The sequence below is a fragment of the Hydrocarboniclastica marina genome, assembly GCF_004851605.1.
GTDB classification, from domain to species: Bacteria; Pseudomonadota; Gammaproteobacteria; order Pseudomonadales; family Oleiphilaceae; genus Hydrocarboniclastica; species Hydrocarboniclastica marina.
Genome location: NZ_CP031093.1, coordinates 4,015,292 through 4,033,989, shown reverse-complemented (window position 1 = coordinate 4,033,989; position 18,698 = coordinate 4,015,292). Strand labels below are relative to the sequence as shown.

The 18,698-nt window shown below is 60.1% G+C and carries 14 protein-coding genes and 1 riboswitch; of the genes, 7 read left to right on the top strand and 7 right to left on the bottom strand.

The window, feature by feature from the left end; genetic code table 11:
- Window positions 1–184 precede the first annotated feature (184 nt).
- The 6 genes from soil367_RS17815 to soil367_RS17790 form a co-directional block, all read right to left on the bottom strand.
- Complete coding sequence (locus soil367_RS17815; protein ID WP_136550365.1) at window positions 185–535, bottom strand: DMT family protein; 351 nt, start codon at window positions 533–535, stop codon at window positions 185–187.
- A gap of 19 nt (window positions 536–554) precedes the next feature.
- Window positions 555–1,889 carry an NADH:flavin oxidoreductase/NADH oxidase family protein gene (locus tag soil367_RS17810; protein ID WP_136550364.1) on the bottom strand — a complete coding sequence of 445 codons (1,335 nt, stop codon included), beginning with the start codon at window positions 1,887–1,889 and terminating at the stop codon, window positions 555–557.
- A 65-nt stretch (window positions 1,890–1,954) separates the two neighbouring features.
- Window positions 1,955–2,443 carry a TspO/MBR family protein gene (locus tag soil367_RS17805; protein WP_136550363.1) on the bottom strand — a complete coding sequence of 163 codons (489 nt, stop codon included), beginning with the start codon at window positions 2,441–2,443 and terminating at the stop codon, window positions 1,955–1,957.
- A gap of 68 nt (window positions 2,444–2,511) precedes the next feature.
- Window positions 2,512–3,429 carry a glutathione S-transferase family protein gene (locus tag soil367_RS17800; protein ID WP_136550362.1) on the bottom strand — a complete coding sequence of 306 codons (918 nt, stop codon included), beginning with the start codon at window positions 3,427–3,429 and terminating at the stop codon, window positions 2,512–2,514.
- A gap of 232 nt (window positions 3,430–3,661) precedes the next feature.
- A complete protein-coding gene (locus soil367_RS17795) occupies window positions 3,662–4,087 on the bottom strand; it encodes an MAPEG family protein (RefSeq protein ID WP_136550361.1) in 426 nt (141 codons plus the stop codon).
- 196 nt (window positions 4,088–4,283) lie between these two features.
- Window positions 4,284–5,603 (bottom strand): PQQ-dependent sugar dehydrogenase, encoded by a 1,320-nt coding sequence (locus soil367_RS17790; protein WP_136550360.1) that lies wholly within the window; start codon window positions 5,601–5,603, stop codon window positions 4,284–4,286.
- A gap of 238 nt (window positions 5,604–5,841) precedes the next feature.
- Between soil367_RS17790 and soil367_RS17785 the strand changes: the two genes are divergently transcribed.
- The 6 genes from soil367_RS17785 (at window position 5,842) to soil367_RS17760 (ending at window position 13,659) form a co-directional block, all read left to right on the top strand.
- Window positions 5,842–6,267, top strand: a complete 426-nt coding sequence (locus soil367_RS17785) for an OsmC family protein (RefSeq protein ID WP_136550359.1) — start codon at window positions 5,842–5,844, stop codon at window positions 6,265–6,267.
- A gap of 62 nt (window positions 6,268–6,329) precedes the next feature.
- Window positions 6,330–7,874, top strand: coding sequence for a COG3014 family protein (locus soil367_RS17780; protein ID WP_136550358.1), 1,545 nt, complete (start codon window positions 6,330–6,332; stop codon window positions 7,872–7,874).
- Window positions 7,874–8,254, top strand: a complete 381-nt coding sequence (locus soil367_RS17775) for a DUF1425 domain-containing protein (RefSeq protein WP_136550357.1) — start codon at window positions 7,874–7,876, stop codon at window positions 8,252–8,254. The genes soil367_RS17780 and soil367_RS17775 overlap by 1 nt, the downstream gene beginning before the upstream one ends.
- Window positions 8,254–8,901: a penicillin-binding protein activator LpoB gene (gene lpoB, locus soil367_RS17770; RefSeq protein WP_136550356.1), complete on the top strand. Its 648-nt coding sequence runs from the start codon at window positions 8,254–8,256 to the stop codon at window positions 8,899–8,901. Before soil367_RS17775 ends, lpoB begins: the two co-directional genes overlap by 1 nt.
- A gap of 203 nt (window positions 8,902–9,104) precedes the next feature.
- A riboswitch (cobalamin riboswitch) is annotated at window positions 9,105–9,359 on the top strand.
- 291 nt (window positions 9,360–9,650) lie between these two features.
- Complete coding sequence (locus soil367_RS17765; RefSeq protein ID WP_246065421.1) at window positions 9,651–12,386, top strand: ribonucleoside-diphosphate reductase subunit alpha; 2,736 nt, start codon at window positions 9,651–9,653, stop codon at window positions 12,384–12,386.
- Window positions 12,387–12,465: 79 nt separating this feature from the next.
- A complete protein-coding gene (locus soil367_RS17760) occupies window positions 12,466–13,659 on the top strand; it encodes a ribonucleotide-diphosphate reductase subunit beta (RefSeq protein ID WP_136550354.1) in 1,194 nt (397 codons plus the stop codon).
- 135 nt (window positions 13,660–13,794) lie between these two features.
- Here the strand turns inward: soil367_RS17760 and soil367_RS17755 are convergent, their stop codons facing one another.
- The gene (locus tag soil367_RS17755) at window positions 13,795–14,940 is read right to left on the bottom strand and encodes an App1 family protein phosphatidate phosphatase (protein WP_136550353.1); all 1,146 of its coding nucleotides are present in this window, start codon (window positions 14,938–14,940) and stop codon (window positions 13,795–13,797) included.
- Window positions 14,941–15,253: 313 nt separating this feature from the next.
- Here soil367_RS17755 and rapA point away from each other — a divergent pair, with 313 nt between their 5' ends.
- On the top strand, window positions 15,254–18,130 hold the full coding sequence (gene rapA / locus soil367_RS17750; protein WP_136550713.1) for an RNA polymerase-associated protein RapA: 2,877 nt from the start codon (window positions 15,254–15,256) through the stop codon (window positions 18,128–18,130).
- Window positions 18,131–18,698: the final 568 nt, after the last annotated feature.

Genomic DNA, 18,698 nt, shown 5'->3' with positions numbered 1-18,698 from the left:
TGACCCGAAAGTTTGCCAGACGCCACCCGGGGAAATCTACGGAGCGCGGAAGATGTGAAGCAAACGTCACGACTTCTCAAAAGTCGCCGGAAAGTGCCCTTTCGTATGCCGACCGGGCTCATCTAAACTTTTAAGGCAGACTTTCTGCGCCGTTGTTGAATAACACTCATGTGCACGTAGCCAGTCAGGCGAGACGATCACGGAACATAAAGTACACCGCAGCCACCAGGCACAACCCGGCCCAAAGATAATCGAGCTTCAGCGGCTCCTTCAGATACATGACCGAAAAAGGCACAAACACTGAAAGCGTTATTACCTCCTGCAGGATCTTCAATTGACCCACACTTAGCACGGTATAGCCGATACGGTTAGCCGGCACCTGGAACAGATATTCGAACAGGGCAATTCCCCAGCTCACCAGCGCGGCTACAACCCAGGGTTTGTGACTGAGTTCCTTGAGATGCGCATACCAGGCGAAGGTCATGAACAGATTGCTGACGAGAAGCAGGCCGATGGAGATCAGAACCGGGTGCATAGACATTTCCCGCATCGGGTCACTGTTTGGGTGCCGCCTTAAGGGCGCGGGCGGTGCGTAGCTCATCGGCGTAGTAAGCGCCAAAAGCGCCGACCACACCCAGGCTCAGCCTTGGTGATTCGCCTTTGGCCAAGTGGAAAAGCTGACGGTAATACCAGGCCTGGCTGCCGATCACATTGAGCACCTTAAGGGGCTTGAAAGGGCTGACCGGTGAGAACAGGCCGCGGTGAGCGAGATTCAGGCGTCGCTCATGGGAAACAGCTACCTCATATCTGCCTTCAATCAGCTCCCGCGGCGTATCCGGGTCGGTACAGAGCGGCCGGCCCAGCCCGATCACGTCCGTGATGCCTGCCGCCAAGGCCTCTTCCATCAGGGCTCGGGTGCGAAAGCCGCCGGTGACCATCATCGGAAACTGGCAGACCTCGCGAATCGCTTCAGCGTAGTTCAGGAAGTAGGCCTCGCGTTTACGGGTGCTCTCGCGAACAGGCGCTTCATCACGCGCCGTACCCGCGACCCCTGCATGGCCGAGCAGCCGGGGCTGCTCATAGGTCCCGCCCGAGACTTCCAGCAGGTCGACGCTCTCGTCGTTAAGCCATTTCACCACCTGCAGGCATTCTGCATGGGTGAACCCGCCTTTGCGGAAGTCATCGGAGTTAAGCTTAAGCCCTACCGGGAACCCGGGGCCGACGGTTTTTCGCACGGCCCGGAGGGTTTCCAGCAGGAACCGGGCCCGATTCTCGAGGGAGCCGCCCCATCGGTCGGTACGCTGGTTGGTAACGGGCGACAGGAACGAAGACAACAGATAGCCATGGGCAGCATGAACCTGGACACCGGTAAACCCGGCTTTCTTCGCGACGCGCGCCACGTTGGCAAAGCGCTGGACGTAATCGAGTATTTCAGCCTCTGTCAGTGCCCGGGGCCGGGCATAGTTACCCAGCAGCTTCAGTTGCACCGCCGAAGGCCCCACCGGGCTGTTGGTTACGTAACGGGGTGACTGCCTGCCGGCGTGGGAGATTTGCATCCACAGGTGGTTACCGTTGCGGGTTCCCGCCTCAGCCCATTTCCGTAACTGGGCCATTCCTTCCGGGTCGCCGTCTGCCGGCGCAGGGTCAATGGCGACATTGCCCGGCCGTTCCAGCACCTTGCGGTCGATCATCACATTGCCCGTAATCAGCAGGCCTGCGCCTCCATCGGACCATCGCCCGTAGAGCCGTTGATGGCGCTCGGTCGCGTGGAGGTGGGCATCAGCTACGCCCTCGGTCATTGCCGCCTTGGCAATACGGTTTGGCAGGACTGCGCCGCAGGGAAGGGCCAGAGGTGTGGCAAGAGATGTGGAAGAAGCGGGTGAAGCCATGGCGCAATGCTCCGAAAGACTGCAATAGGGGCCGGTCGGCTCCTTTTTGCCTTGTGCAGACGACCCTAACCCAGGACCTGCGGGTTAAGTTGCCAGACGGTATAGTTGAGAAAGCCGGCGAAGGTCACCCAGGCCAGGTAAGGCAGAAGCAGCGCCCCGGCGAAAGGTGACACCCGCCAGAAGGCGATCAGCGTCGCCACGATGAGTGCCCAGAGCGCGAGCAGATCCAAAAGTGCCCATCCGCCCAGATGCCAGCCGAAGAACAACCAGCTCCAGAGCGCGTTCACCCCCAGCTGCACCAGATAGAGATTCAGGCCAAGGCCGAACCCCGCTTTGCGCCAGGCCAGCCAGGCGGCCACGCCCATCATTGCAAAAAGGGCTGTCCAGACCGGACCAAAAACGCCAGCCGGCGGCGCCCAGTCTGGCTGGACCAGACTGCCGTAAAAAGATGCTGCTGTGATCGAAGCAATACTGCCTATGGCAGCCGCGATAAAGGTCACCAGCAACCAGAGGCCGAAGCCGATGAGCTGCGTCTTCTTCTGTCTCTGGTCCATGTGCTCTCCTGACAACCTTAGCGCCCGACAACCTTGCCAGGCTGGTGCCACTGCTGCTTATTTGCCGATCAGGATCCGGGCCGCAGGGTGAAGCCGTCCCGTGGGAAATGTACGTTAACCGTGCCTACGCGAGGGTGCTCACGCTGCAGCACCAGTTCGTGCTGGCTGGCGGCGACCAGCTTGCCGACCACCGGCTCACGACCATAGTCCGACGGTGCGACGCTGACGCGCGTACCCAATGTATCGTCACTGCCCGGCTCGCTGATGGCTCGTGGCTCGGCGCTCTTGGCCAGATCCAGTGCGGCATCTTCACTCAGGTAATGGTCTTTGCCGTGGCCGAAGTGGTGCATGCGGTTCATCCACGCGTTGACCTTGGGGTAGCGCTTGGCAAGATCAACTTCGGACACATCCCGTACGTACCAGAGTGAGTGGTAGGCAGAGAAATCCGCTATACACGGCTTCTCACCAAAAAGGTAAGGCGTATCAAGCATGCCTTCCATACGGCCCAGGTGGTGATGCATCTTCTTCTTGGCCTCCCGCGGACCTACGGGGGCAACCTTGGCCTTGCGACCCATGGAGATGCGGTCTTTGAAAAACTTCAGGGTGGTAAGCACAGAGGTCGACTTAACCAGCTTTACCAGCGCCTTTGTGCTGCTGCTGGCGATCAGGCACGCCAGGAAAATGTCCAGGTCGGTTTCTTTGACGAAAGCCTGAATCTCCTCTGAGTTGTTTTCGAGCGCTAGCTCAGGCTTATTGCCAAGCCGGGCGATTTCGCGTGCGATCGTGCGGGTGTCACAGAACACATCGGCGCCTATCTGTGCCACAGGTACCTTGCGGTAGCCACCAGCCAAGGTTTCAAGGCTCGGGCGCGGGGGCATTTCCTTGACCGTTACCGACTGCCATTCCAGGCCCGCGTAGCCCAACATCAAACGAACCTTTTCCGAAAAAGGCGAAAGGGGGTAGTGATAGAGAATGATCTCGGACATGAGCGGTTCCTGGCTGAGAGTAATGGGTCTGACCTTCGAGCCGTGCCGTCGCAAAGTGACGATCCCGAGCTCGTTGACGAAGTGTTAATGAGTCGGTGCAATGATATGGAAGTCGCAGGACGATGGCGAGCCCTTCCTTGTAAGGCAGCACCGCAATTCGTGCCGGTGGGCAGTAAACGCGTCGCAGCGTCTTTATCCCGGATCGTTAATACGGCTGCTACGATGCTACGGATTACAGCAGCAGAAGCACCGCATTGAAGGTCATACCGAACAGCATCAGGCTCGACAGGACAAACACCAGAAACCTTAGCTCTATCTTGTTGGTCAACGCCTGCACCAGGCTGTGTACCACACGCAGTCCTACATACAGCCAGGCCATGACCAGGCTGGAGCCGTTGCCTGCACCCATCAGCGCCAGGGATAGCGCCAGGGCGTAGAAAATGGTTGGCTGTTCCATCAGGTGGTTGTAATTATCAGCTTTCCATTGAACTTCAGGGGGCAGCAGACTCATTTGTTCGCCATGGGGCGCACGGGGGTCCGGCGTGATCCTGGCCTTCTTCATGGCGGGCAGGCGTGTAGCGTATAGCCAGACCCACATGACCAGGGACCAGGCAACGAGCGCAACTATCGGGGCGAGAATGGGGCTGGCAGTTTCCAAGTTATGCTTCCTGTTGTTGAGTGTTGAGTGTTGAGTGTTGAGTGTTGAGTGTTGAGTGTTGAGCTTGCACCGGCGCGAGCGGCGCAAGGGATTCTGTATTCTGGAGGCCAAAGCCGGCACTCAGGCACTGTACTCGGCCACTAATGTCCTGTCCGGATAATTCGTTAACCTGCGAGCGCCCGTAGCGCCCAGGACACTAGGGTTGTCCGGCAGCGTTTTTACGGTGGACCCGCCAGACAATATTGCCTACATCATCCGCCACCAGCAGTGCGCCAGACTGGTCTATCGCAACGCCCACCGGACGACCCAGTGCCTTGTCTTCTTCCCCGAGGAATCCCGTCAGCACGTCTGTCGGGTCGCCACTGGGCTGGCCGTCGTTAAACGGCACGAAAATGACCTTGTAGCCACTGTGGGGCTTGCGGTTCCAGGAGCCGTGCTGGCCGACGAACATGCCCTGACTGAACGTCGACGGCAAGTCATTGCCCTCGGCGCTGGCCAGCCCCAGCGACGCCGTATGCGGGCCCAGCGCATAATCGGGCGTAATTGCCCGCTCGACCAGATCCGGTCGGGCGGGCTTCACCCGATCATCACGGTGATCACCAAAATAACTGTATGGCCAGCCGTAGAACCCGCCCTCCTTCAGCGAGGTCATATAGTCGGGAACCAGGTCGCTGCCCAGCAGGTCCCGTTCGTTAACCGCTACCCATAGCTCGCCGCTGCCGGGTGCCCAGGCCATGCCCACCGGGTTACGCAAACCATTGGCAAAAATACGATGCTCGCCGGTTGCGGGGTCGACCTCCCAGACAGCCGCTCGCCCGACCTCGTTGTCCATCCCGTTCTCAGCGACATTGCTGTTCGACCCGACGCCGACATAGAGCTTGCCTTCGGGGCTGGCAATCAGGCTCTTGGTCCAGTGCTGGTTAATAGGTCCGGCAGGCAGATCAGCTACTTTGACGCCCGGGCTGGTAATGCGGGACTGGCCCGGTTCGTAGGGAAAGCGCATGACCGCATCGGTATTGGCCACATAGAAGTCGTCCTCGATCAGAGCCATACCGAAAGGCGAGTGCAGGTCCTCCAGAAACACGAACTGCTGGTCGGCGATGCCGTCGTTATCGCTGTCGCGTAACAGGGTGATCCGGTCTGCGCTCTCACCGCCAGCCCCGGCGCGCGCCATGAACCATTGCACAACTCTTTCCTTGAGGCCGATGTCTTTCTTGGGCGGACGGTTGGTTTCAGCAACGAGAACGTCTCCATTAGGCAACACATAAAGCCAGCGGGGATGGTCGAGGCCCGTAGCAAATGCACTAACGCCGAGCCCGGCGGCGGGCTCGGGCTTGCCGCCGTCAGGCCAGCCTTTGGCCGGGGCGATGTTGACCGTGGGAATCAGTGGCGCATCCGGTTGGGGCAGGGCCGGGTCCGGGCCGTAGCCGGCAGATACAGGCAACCGCGCATTATCGCCGCAACCGACGAGCATCAGGGCAAACCCCATGGTGTAGAAGAAGTAGGCAAGGCGCATCGGCGTACCCCCGGTGTCTGGTTTGTAGGCGACTGCTGCGGCTATGGTTCAGCATAAAGGCCGCGTCCGGGCTATCGTCAGTTTAATCTTTTACTTACCCACGCTGCTTGTTAAGGTCGAAAAGTAGCAGCGACATGACAATAGCGCCGAACGGCTGACAACAGGCTCCGGTGGCGAACCCTGTTGCTGCAGGTAACTCTATCTTAAAACTACCCTAAAACTATCAGGAGAGACGACTATGGATAAGTCAGCATCCGCTCATTGGGAAGGCAGTCTCAAAAAAGGTAAGGGCACCATCTCCACCGAAAGCGGCGCACTAAAGAATAGCCCTTATGGTTTCAATACACGCTTTGAGGATCAGCCGGGGACCAACCCGGAGGAGCTCCTCGGCGCCGCCCATGCAGGGTGTTTCTCCATGGCATTGTCCATGCTCCTCGGCGAACAGGACTATACTGCCGACAGCATTGACACGAAGGCCATCGTGACGCTCGATAAGGATGGCGATGGGTTCAGTATTACCGCTGTGCATCTTGATCTGCGGGCTTCCATTCCCGGCATTGACCAGGCCACGTTTGAGCAGATCGCCGACAAGGCCAAGGCGGGCTGCCCCCTGTCCAAGGTAATCAAGGCGGATATCAGTCTGAAAGCGCAACTGGAGAATTAACCCGGAACTATGGCGCGGAAAGAGCCGGGGCCACTATTACCGCTTCTGGGCGGGGGTTCATATTGCACGCAATAACCTGCCGTTTTCTGGGCTTTGTCCTGGCTTTGGCACTCTCGGGGTGCGCCTGGCAGACGCAGAACCGCCTGGAGCGGTATAACAGCGCCTATAACAGTGCGGATTTTGTCCAGGCCGCCGAGTTGGCGGCTGATTTCGGCGATATTGGCCCTGAGGCAACAGGAGACGGCGACCTGTTGTGGCTGTTACAACAAGCCACAGCCCTGCAGGCGGCTGGTAAGCACGACAAAGCCATAGCCCGCTTCGACACCACCGAGCGCTACTTTCGCATGTACGATGAGCAGGGTGCGGTGCTGGAGTGGGGCGGCCAACTTCTTTCCGTACTCACCAACGACGCATCCCTGGCCTATCAGGGCATGGTCTACGACGCGATCATGGTCAACAGCTACAAGTCGCTGAATTTCATGGCCGAGGGGCAGCCGGAGCTAGCCCGGGTGGAGCTCAACCGGGCGCGGGACAGGCAACGCCGCGCGGCAGACTTCTTTGCAGAAGAGCTGGTCGAGGCACGGCGTGAAATGACGCGTAAGGCCGAGCGACAGGCCTCGGCCAGCACCCTCCAGAACGCCCTGGGAAGTGCTGATAAAGCGCTTGAACGGGAATACAGCACGCTCGATGAGTGGTCTGTCTATCCGGCTTTTATCAACCCTTTTGCGACCTACCTGCACGGGTTATATCTGCTGACCCAGGCGGAAGCTGCTGGCGACTATGGTCTGGCTGCTGATGCCCTGCGGGAAACGCGGGCAATGGTGCCGGGCCTCGACGCCGTCGATGAGGACTGGCGTTGGGCTGAGGCACTTGCAGCGGGTAAGGTGCGGCTCGAGGAACTGCCCCGCACCGTATGGGTGATTTATGAGAATGGCCTTGGCCCGGTACGCGAAGTGCAACGGATCCAGCTACCCATATTCCTGCTCAACCGTGACGGCATCCCTTTCTGGACTGGCATCGCCTACCCCACGCTCAAGCTGAGGAGCCAGGCCCAACCGGCGCTGGCGGTTCAGCTTGAGGGAGGCCAGACAGCGCGGAGCGAAGTGTTGGTGAACATGGACGCCGTCATAGCTACCGAGTTCCGCCAGCGGCTGCCCATGGTGATCACGCGCGCAGTGACCGCAGCGGTTGCCAAGGCTGCCGCTCAGTACCAGGTTCAGAAGGAAGCGCACCCCCTGGTTGCATTGCTGGGGCTGATCTATCAGGTCGCTTCCACTCAGGCGGACACCCGACAGTGGACCAGCTTGCCAAAAACCATCGAGGTGGCGAAACTGGAGCGAACCGGAGCTCAGAGCGACCCGGACCATTTGGTCATCTCCGGGCTAGAGGACCAGCGGGTCGCGCTGCCTGATAATCAGTTTACGCTGGTGTGGGTGCGCCAGCCCGCCCTCGCAACCAGGCCGGCCATTACGGTTATCGGCCTGGGTCGGGAGCAGACTGGCGTTAGAGAACCGATCGGGCAGGATGAGGCGGTGCAACTGCCGGCCCCAGGCTCGACTCAATCATTGGATCAAAACCCTGATAAAGTGCCTGCAGGAGGCCAATAATGACAATCAAAGATCGGGTGCGTCTAAGTACCGTGGCGGGGTTAGTGCTGGTACTGGCCGCGTGTGCGACCTCTACGCCCAAGCGGATCAATATCGGACCGGAACTGAACGGTGTTATAAACATCGAAGAGGTCGTGACGGAGCGCACCGAGGGCGGCCTCTATCAGGTCAACGTGCGCATCAGGAACCTGCTGGATCAACCGGTGCGAATGACTTACCAATTCGACTGGCAGGACGAAAAAGGCCGACTGATGCCTTCGCTGCTGTCGGGCCCGGTACGTGTTACGGCCGACCGTCGCCGGGAAGTGACTGTACAGGGCACCGCCCCCAGCCCCGAGATTGTTGATTTTCGCCTCTATCTGGATGAGAGACCTGAGTAATGATCCTGACCCGTGCTCCCGCTACATCGCTGCTGGCCCGAGGACTTTCGAGCCTGTTTATCCTGTTGCTGATTGTCACGCTGGTTGCAGGCTGTGCCCAACGCAACCGTATCGTCGACCAGACCACAGACGATGCCGACACGCCCCTGGGGCTGGATTACAGGGACTTCGAGCAGGCCGCGCTGGATGCGGTGAACTCCATGCTGGGGTCGTCCATTATCAATAAGCCCCGGGAAGAGCCCTATGTACTGGCCATCTCCCGGGTAACAAACGACACCATGCAGCGCATTGATACCAGCCAGCTGATCAAGAAAATCCGTATCGCCCTGCTGCAAAGCGGCAAGGTGGTGACAACCTCGGCGGTGTCTGGCGATGGCAGCCAGGACGTGCTGATCGACCAGGTACGGGCCAACCGCGACTCCGAAGAGTTTCGTCAGGACACCCAGGTGGAGCGCGGCCAACTGGCGAACCCCGATCTCAGCCTCTCCGGAAAAATCTTTCAGCGTAATCTGCGCCAGGACAAAAACACCCAGCAGGTGGAGTATTACTTCCAGCTGACCCTGACCGACCTGCGCAACGGCCTGGCCGTCTGGGAAGGCGAAACGCCGATCATCAAGCGCGGCAGCAATGATTCGGTGGCCTGGTAGTTTTTATCGAAATATCGGTGTAGCTGTGCTTTTGGTGGGCGGTGCCCACCTTACCTTTGGGCAATCACCGAGTTTCGCGTAGGGCGGGCACCGCCCGCCGTTGTCCCTTTCTCACCTCGTCGCAGTCCCCTCTCGCTATGCCCACAAGCGCTGTTGCATCCCAGGCGCTATCCGCTATATAGTGCCCGTTCATCTGGTATGGCACCACATGTTGTGATTACGGCTAAGAGGCCTGCCCACACTGTGGCTGCCTCGCAAGAGGGAATCCGGTGAGAATCCGGAACTGACGCGCAGCGGTATGGGGGAACGAAACCGGCACGGTCTTTCAGACCAGACACTCTGGCTCACCAGCCAGGGGAAGTCGCCGGGAGTAGACAGATCGACGCGGACTATGCCGAAAGGTAGTCCGCCAGATTCCGCCCCTGAGTCCGAAGACCTGCCAGAGGGGCCCGGGCTTTCACCTGCCGGGTCAGCACTGCGCCTTCGCGAAACAGGGCCGACAGTGGCGAGTCTGCTGCCCTGGTTCCCCCGTTGTCGGGTGAAAATTGCCGTGCTCGCCACCGCCGTTCTGTTCGCGAAGCGTTCCTCACACGCGAACAGGAGTAAGCAAAATGGAAACGGCAGAGCAGCAATCAAAGCCCGCTTCACGTCCAGTATCCGACCCTGCATCCGGCTCTTTATTCAATTCGGCGTCCAGCCCTCTCGCTCCCAAACAGCCCGCGGAAACCCCGCCACGCACCGGCTTGAGCGTGATCAAACGCGACGGCGCCCTGGTGCCTTTCGATCGCGACAAGATCACCGTCGCTATAACCAAGGCGTTTCTCGCTGTCGAAGGCGAGGGCGCGCAGGGTTCGAGCCGTGTTCACGACCTTGTGGGCCGACTGGGCGGGGAGATTGAATCAACATTCGCGCGCAGGCTTTCCGGGCGCGGCACTGTGCACATTGAAGATATTCAGGACCAGGCTGAACTGGCGCTCATGCGCGGCGGCCATCAACAGGTCGCCCGGGCCTATGTGCTTTACCGGGAGGCCCATGCCCGCAAGCGTGCCGCTGTCACGCCGACCGAACCGCACCCCTCCCTGCAAGTCACCACCGTCAACGGCGAGCGACAACCGCTGGATCTCGGCCGTTTACGTGGGCTGCTGGACGAGGCCTGCCAGGGTCTGGCCGCTGTCGACGGGCCAGGATTGCTCGACGAGGCCCTGCGCAATCTCTACGACGGTATTGCCGAGGAAGAACTGGCCCTGGCACTGATCATGACCGCGCGCTCGCGTATCGAGAAAGAGCCGTCCTATAGTCAGGTTACGGCCCGTCTGCTACTGGACAAGCTTCGTAGCGAAGTCCTGCGCGTGCTGGACATTCCAACCCAGGCCTCCGGCCGGGAGATGGCCCGTCACTATCCCCTGGCGCTGGAGCGTGCGATTGCATTCGGCATCGCCCATGAGCGTCTCGACCCTCGCCTGGCGGATTTCGACCTGGCGCGTCTGGGCAGCGCCTTGCAGCCCGAGCGGGATTTCCAGTTCAGCTTTCTTGGCCTGCAGACCCTCTACGACCGCTATTTTCTCCACCAGGATGAGCGCCGCTTCGAGCTGCCCCAGGTGTTCTTCATGCGGGTCGCCATGGGCCTCGCTCTGCTTGAGGATGACCGCGACGGCCGCGCCATCGAGTTTTATCAGCTGTTGTCGTCCTTTGACTACATGGCCTCGACCCCGACTCTATTCAACAGCGGCACGCGCCATGCACAGCTGAGTTCCTGTTATCTGACGACAGTCCCGGATGATCTGGAAGGCATCTACAGCGCGATCCGTGACAACGCCCTGCTGTCAAAATGGGCCGGAGGACTGGGCAACGACTGGACCCCGGTCCGGGCCATGGGCGCCAACATCAAAGGCACAAACGGCAAGAGCCAGGGCATTGTGCCCTTTCTCAAGGTGGTCAATGACACCGCGGTTGCGGTCAATCAGGGGGGCAAGCGCAAAGGCGCGGTCTGTGCCTACCTGGAGACCTGGCACCTGGACATCGAGGAGTTTCTCGAGTTACGCAAGAACACCGGCGACGACCGTCGCCGGGCGCACGACATGAATACCGCTCACTGGGTCCCGGATCTGTTCATGGAGCGGGTCTTTGCCGACGGGCACTGGACGCTGTTTTCGCCCAGTGACACGCCGGATCTGCACGATCTTTACGGGCCGGCGTTTCGGAAGCGCTACGAGCACTACGAGGCACTTGCAGCCCAAGGAGAGCTGCGGCTGTTCAAGACGCTCAAGGCCAAGGATCTGTGGCGGCGCATGCTCTCCATGCTGTTCGAGACGGGCCATCCCTGGATCACCTTCAAGGACAGCTGCAACCTGCGCTCACCCCAGCAGCACTGTGGCGTCGTGCACTCGTCCAACCTCTGTACCGAGATCACCCTCAATACCAGCGCCGGTGAGATTGCGGTCTGTAATCTGGGGTCGGTCAATCTGGTCCAGCATCTGAAAGACGGCGCCGTTGACCGCGAGCGCCTGGCAGATACGGTAACGCGGGCGGTGCGGATGCTCGACAACGTCATCGATATCAATTTTTATGCCGTACCCCAGGCCCGCAACGCCAATGCCCGCCATCGGCCGGTCGGGCTGGGGCTGATGGGCTTTCAGGACGCGCTGCAGGACCTTGGGCTGCCCTACGCCAGCGAGGCAGCGGTCGCCTTTGCGGATGAGGTGATGGAGCTGATCAGTTATCACGCCATCAGGGCCTCGGCGGAACTGGCGCGCGAACGGGGCGCCTACGACAGTTACCGGGGTTCCCTGTGGGACCAGGGCATCCTGCCCATCGATTCGCTGCGATTGCTGCAGGATGCGCGGCCCGAAGATCACCTGGACATAGACCGGACGTCGAGCCTGGACTGGGCGCCGGTCCGCGAGGCGGTGCGCCAATATGGTATGCGCAATTCGAACGTCATGGCGATCGCACCCACCGCAACGATTGCCAACATCGTCGGTGTGTCCGCGTCGATCGAGCCGACTTTCCAGAACCTCTACGCGAAATCCAATCTCTCCGGCGAGTTCACCATCATCAACCCGTACCTGGTCGACGCCCTAAAGGCGCGCGGGCTCTGGGACGAGGTGATGGTCAACGACCTCAAGTACTACAACGGTTCGGTGCAGCCCATTGCCCGGGTCCCGGACGATCTCAAGGCCCTGTTCGCAACGGCCTTTGAGATAGAGCCCCGCTGGCTCGTCGAAGCCGGTGCGCGGCGCCAGAAATGGCTGGATCAGGCACAGTCTCTGAACCTCTACATTGCCGAGCCTGACGGTCGCAAGCTGGATGTCATGTACCGCATGGCCTGGCTGAGAGGATTGAAAACCACTTACTACCTGCGCAGTCAGGGCGCAACCCTGGCGGAGAAATCCACCCTGCATGACGGCGCCCTGAACGCGGTCGCTAGCGGGGACGAGGCACGTTTCTGCTCGATCGACGATCCCGACTGCGAAGCTTGTCAGTAGTCGCACCCGCCAACCCATCAGAAGCCGGACGGGAAGCTCGGGGCTTCCCGCGGTCAGCAAATTAGCAGGAGATCAAGCCATGTCCTTATTGGATTGGAACGAATACGCGAATGACCGCCAGGTAAAAAACACCACGGCCAGCTCGGCAGTCACGCCGCCAGCCGAACCGAAACCCGCCTCTGACCCCCTGGCCGAGGCCCGGGCCTCGCTTGCCGCCCTTGATGTCGCACCCGGTCTGGAGGAGCTGGATATGGGTGGCGCACGTATCGAGGTCGACGACAAGCGCATGATCAATTGCCGGGCCGATCTGAACCAGCTGGTGCCGTTCAAGTACGACTGGGCCTGGCAAAAATACCTCGACGCCTGCGCCAACCACTGGATGCCCCAGGAAGTGAATATGGCGGCAGACGTCCACCTCTGGAAGAGCCAGGACGGGCTGACAGAGGACGAGCGCCGGATCGTCAAACGCAGTCTGGGATTTTTCTCAAGCGCCGATTCGCTGGTGGCGAACAACCTGGTGCTGGCGATCTACCGGCTGATCACCAACCCGGAATGCCGCCAGTACCTGCTGCGGCAGTCCTTTGAGGAAGCCATCCATACCCATGCCTACCAGTACTGTGTCGAGTCCCTGGGCATGGACGAGGGTGAGATTTTCAACATGTACCGCGAGGTGCCATCGGTCGCGCGCAAGGCCGCCTGGGGGCTGAAGTACACCCAATCCCTGGGCAACCCCAACTTCAACACGGGCACGGTCGCGGCGGATCAGGAACTGCTGCGTAACCTCATCGCCTTCTATTGCGTACTCGAAGGGATATTTTTCTACTGCGGTTTTGCCCAGATCCTGTCCATGGGCCGGCGCAACAAGATGAGCGGTGTTTCAGAGCAGTTCCAGTACATCCTTCGGGATGAGTCCATGCACCTGAACTTCGGCATCGATGTCATTAATCAGATCAAGCAGGAGAATCCGCATTTATGGACATCGGAGTTTCAGGATGAGGCCACGCGTATGATCCTGGAAGGTACCGAGCTTGAGATCGCCTACGCCCGCGACACCATGCCGCGCGGCGTGCTGGGCATGAATGCCGCGATGATGACCGAATATCTGCAGTACATCGGCAACCGCCGGCTCGCCCAGATCGGCCTGCCGGAGCGCTTTAGCGGCGTGGCCAACCCCTTTCCCTGGATGGCGGAAATCATGGACCTGAAAAAGGAGAAGAACTTCTTCGAAACGCGGGTGATCGAGTATCAGACAGGTGGGTCGTTGAAGTGGTAGTGCTTACGCAGGAGCCCTCTTCAGAGCCTGCCCCGGTAACCTGATGGTGGGCGGTGCCCACCCTACGGATGCATAGCGAATCACCGCTGACTTTGTAGGGTGGGCAGTGCCCACCGGTTAGCGCAAGGGCCCGGCTCAACAGTTCTCATCTTTGTCATGCGTCCGCTGGATCCCCTCCAGGGACTGGGGCGCCAATAGCCCCTGGTCGACGGCGTGGCGGGCCATCTCCAGGCTGTCCGTGGCCAGCATCAGGTCGCTGCCTGCGGCCCTGACTTCTTTCGCGAGGTTGGCTATGGCCGCTTCCCGCTGAGGATCATTGCTCACATCACGAATGTAAATGCCGAGAATACGGCCGGGGTACTCACGCAGGATCCGGGCGTAGACTTCGGGATCGCGTTGGCCGCTGTCGCCGATAAGGACGAAGGGCAGGTTCTCGTAAAGATCGAGCATCTCACGGATTACGTCGATCTTGTGGTCCTTGGCTCGCCGGGGCAGTAGCACGCCACGTTTCATTCCCCACTCCCTCAATATGAGGATCGGCCCGTTGGGAATGCGGTGCATGCGGAAGAACTCCACCAGCACCTGGTAAATGCTCCAGGGCGCTCGGGAAACATAAAGCAGCGGGTTGCGCTGCTGTCCGGATGGGCCCTCATAGAAGGCCTGATAAAGCGCCGCGACGCCGGGAAAGGCGATGCGGCTCTCGGCGCCCTGGGCGAAAAGTCGCCACATCATCATGACGAAATTGGCCACCCCGGTGTAAACCACGGTGTCGTCAATGTCGCTGATCACCCCATAGCCGGCGCTTTCAGGCGGTGTGAAAAACTCGCCCGTGGTCTTCGCCCGTGGGTCCACCGGGTCTTGCAATTCCAGCTCCATCGAATGCCAGAGCGCATCCGAGGGCATGGCGGACAGGTCCATGCGAACGCGGAAGAAACCGTGGCTGTCGGTCGTTACAGTGGTCTCAGTATCCTTGTAGCGCACCCGAACCCGGGCGTTGACGACAGGTTTGCGCAGCAGTCGGCGTACAAGGTCGACCAGATCACGCCGTATGCGCCCTTCGCGCAGGCTGGAACCAAAGCCGGGCTGATGAAAGACGCGGCCCATAAGAAAAAGCCTGCGGCGGGAGCCATAGCCGCGGTAGGGCTGGATAAAAAGGCCGCCGCGGCCATTATCGCCCTTAACAGGCGCGGCAACGATATGCAGTGCTTTGCGCAGCGAGTGGCGCCAGCGCCGGTAGAGACGACGCGGTTTAGGCGATTGCTTGGGTGGTGTGTTGGGCATAGCGCTTCGGAGCACTCCTTTGGCCGGCAGGGTTGCGAGTTGATGACCTGTGCCTGTGAAGGGTTCGGTCTCATTCTGGCGAGGTGCGCGCTAAAGCTCAAATGCCGCCGGTCCTGGCCCGATTACATTCCCCGGTAGGTCAGTCGGCAGCCCTGAAACGCAAGTATGAAACGATGCACATTTTTCGAACGCGCATCGGGCCCCCAACCCCCGCAGGATTCGTGTTAATCTTCGCCTCCTTTTGTTGCACGCACCGGCCCGCCGCATGGCGACCCGGGCAGGTGCTCAGGCGTCTAACAGCGAACGGTACAGCATGGACTTCAAGATCGGACAACGGTGGGTCAGCCACACTGAAGCGGCACTCGGACTGGGATTGGTTGCGGAAGTTTCGGGGCGGAGGGTCACCATCAGTTTCCCTGCAGCAGCCGAAGAGCGCACCTATGCCACCGATAATGCGCCGTTGGCACGGGTGCGCTATCAGGTCGGGGAAACGCTCCAGACCCATGAAGAAGCAGAGCTTGAGGTCGTTGAGGCCACTGAATCCGATGGCCTTGTATTCTATACAGTCAAGAACGAGGCGGGTGAGCTCAAGGAGCTGTCCGAGCTCAAGCTAAGCCCCTTCGCGCAGTTCACAACACCGCAGCAACGGCTGTTTGCCGGGCGCTTTGATAAAAACCCGGCCTTTCAGCTGCGGGTCGAGACTCTCGGGCACCTTGCCCACCTCCAGCAATCCCCCGTGCAGGGCCTGCTCGGCTCGCGTACCAGCCATCTGGCCCATCAGATCTACATCGCGTCCGAGGTAGCCAGGCGCTACGCCCCCCGGGTGCTGCTCGCAGACGAGGTCGGCCTGGGTAAAACCATCGAGGCCGGGATGATCCTCCACGCGCAACTGCACACGGCCCGCGCCCAAAGAGTACTTGTGGTCGTGCCGGACACGCTGGTGCATCAGTGGCTGGTGGAGATGCTTCGGCGCTTTAACCTGCACTTCGCGATTTTCGACCAGTCTCGCTATGAGGCCCTGCTGGCCAGCGAGTCCGATTACGAACTGGACGAAAACGATAACCCCGTATTGATGCAGGAGGGCGACCAGAACCCCTTCGAGACTGAACAGCTGGTGTTGTGCAGCCTGGACTTCCTGACGCGTAACGCCGAAGCCCGGGCACACGCAGAAGAAGCCGGCTGGGACCTGATGGTGGTGGATGAGGCACACCACCTGCGCTGGTCGCCGGACGATGTCAGTCCGGAGTACGCCTGCGTCGAGTTGCTCGCGGCGCAAACCAAAGGTCTGCTGCTGCTGACGGCAACGCCCGAGCAGGTTGGCCTGGAAAGTCACTTCGCCCGTCTGCGACTGCTCGACCCGGCGCGCTTCCATGACCTGGAAACCTTTCGTCGGGAGGAGGCCAACTACGGTGAGTTGAACACCCTGGTGCAGGACATTCTCCATCATGAAGGTCACCTTGAGTCTAGCCAGCTTGATCGCCTGGAGCCTTACCTGAAAGAGGAAGTCTGGCAGCTACGGGACAACCCTGATCAGTTTGATGTCCACGAGCTTGTCAGTCGGCTGCTCGACCGCCACGGTACCGGGCGGGTGCTGTTCCGCAACACCCGTGCCGCCATCCAGGGTTTCCCGGAGCGCCAGGTCGAGGCAACGCCTCTACCCCTGCCAGGGTTGTACGAAAGCGAAGAGCAGCGTCTGGGGGAGGCCGGCCTCACGCCTGAAGCGACCGTGCTGGAAGACGACTGGCTGGCCGAAGACCCACGCGTGGCCTGGCTGGAGTCGACGCTGACGTCCCTCAAACCCGCAAAAGTTCTGGTGATTTGTGCGCGGGCCGAGACGGCAGTAGCCCTCGAGCGCCACCTGCAACTGCGCGCCGGCATCCGCAGCGCGGCCTTTCACGAAGGGTTGACCATCGTTGAGCGTGACCGGGCGGCAGCGTACTTTGCTGAAACCGAGCAGGGCGCTCAGGCACTGGTCTGCTCCGAGATCGGCAGCGAAGGCCGCAATTTCCAGTTCGCCCACCACCTGGTGCTGTTCGATCTGCCGCGCAACCCCGATCTGCTGGAACAGCGCATCGGCCGTCTCGACCGTATCGGCCAGAGCGCCACTATCGAAATCCATGTGCCCTATCTCGAGAATTCTTCCCAGGAAGTGCTTTACCGCTGGTATCAGGATGGCCTCAATGCATTCACACATAGCTGTGTGGTAGGCGTAGCCGTCAAGGATGCGCTCAGGGAGCAGCTCGACGCGCAGCTGGCCCGGCCTGAGCCTGCAGGTATGTCAGCCCTGCTGACACAAACTGCCGAGCTGACCCGGCAGCTCCACGCCGCGCTGGAAGCCGGCCGGGATCCACTGCTCGAGATCAACTCCTGTAACAGGCCAAAGGCCCAGGTGCTGATCGAGCAGATCGAAGAGGAAGAGAACACCGCCGGGTTACAGACTTTCATGGAAGGCGCGTATGGACAGTACGGCGTCGACTACGAAGATCACTCTGAGAACGCCTGGATATTGCGGCCGTCGGAGCACATGCTGACGGGTTATTTTCCCGGATTACCCGAGGAAGGTGTGACCGTCACCTATGATCGGGATCTGGCGCTGGTGCGCGAAGACATGACGTTCCTCAGTTGGGAGCACCCCATGGTCGTCGAGACCCTCGACATGATCGCCACCACGGAACTCGGCAATGCAGCGCTGGCCACCATCAGTGTCAAGGGCGTGCAGCCCGGAACCGTGCTGCTGGAAACGGTCTTCACGGTGCATTGTCCTGCGCCAAAGGCCCTGCAGCTTTCGCGCTTTTTACCGCTGCGTCCCGTGCGGTTGCTCATGGACGCCAAGGGCAGGGACATCAGCCACGTGATGCCCCATGCCAAGCTCAACGAACTGTGCCAGGACATCAAGCGGCGAACGGCCCAGGCTATCGTGCCCCAGGTGCGGGAAGAGGTGGAGCGCATGATCGCTGCGGCCCAGGGCCAGGCCCGCGAACAGTTGCCCGGGATCCAGGCAGGTGCCAGGGAAACCATGGAGACGAGTCTCGGCGAAGAGGTTAGTCGCCTGCGGGCACTGCAGCAGGTGAACCCTGCAATTCGCGACGAGGAGATCCAGTTCCTTGAGGCTCAGATCAAAGACAGTGCAGAAGCCATCGCCAATGCCAGCCTGGAGCTGCAGGCTTTGCGGGTGGTGATCAGTACCTAGCCGGGCTGCAAGCGGATTGCCCCGGCAAGGCCTCCGCTGACACAACTCATCGAGAAGCAAACTCGAACAGGAAATTCAAACAAAAAAAAGAGGAGGGCGAATCCATCGCTCCCCTCTTCTCATAGCTTGCCAGGTTGCAGGCCTGAGCGTACAGCGGGTCAAATGCTGAACACTAATGCCAGGCTGCGATCCTGCGCTTTGTTTCCATTCGGGGAATTACCCCGAATCTGCTCGCCTTCCTGGCGGGCACGGAATTTGGAAATCCCGAAGCATCGATCCATCATCCTTGCTTTGCCCCAATCCTTTGGGGGTACGTCCCAGTTCGTTCCCTTCCCTGTCGTCCGTGACAAGTTCACTGTACTGAAACTGCCCCAGGATAAAACCAATCTATGTTAATGACAGCTATATTTGTTTTATAAAAACTTATAAAACAATAAGTTAAGTATAATTACATCATCGTTAGCTCGTCGTCAGAATCAGGTCGGCTGTCGTGCTGGTGCAAACTGGAACGGCACGCCTGAACACACCGGTTGCGGGATACGGATGGACCTGCCCATGAGACCAGGTC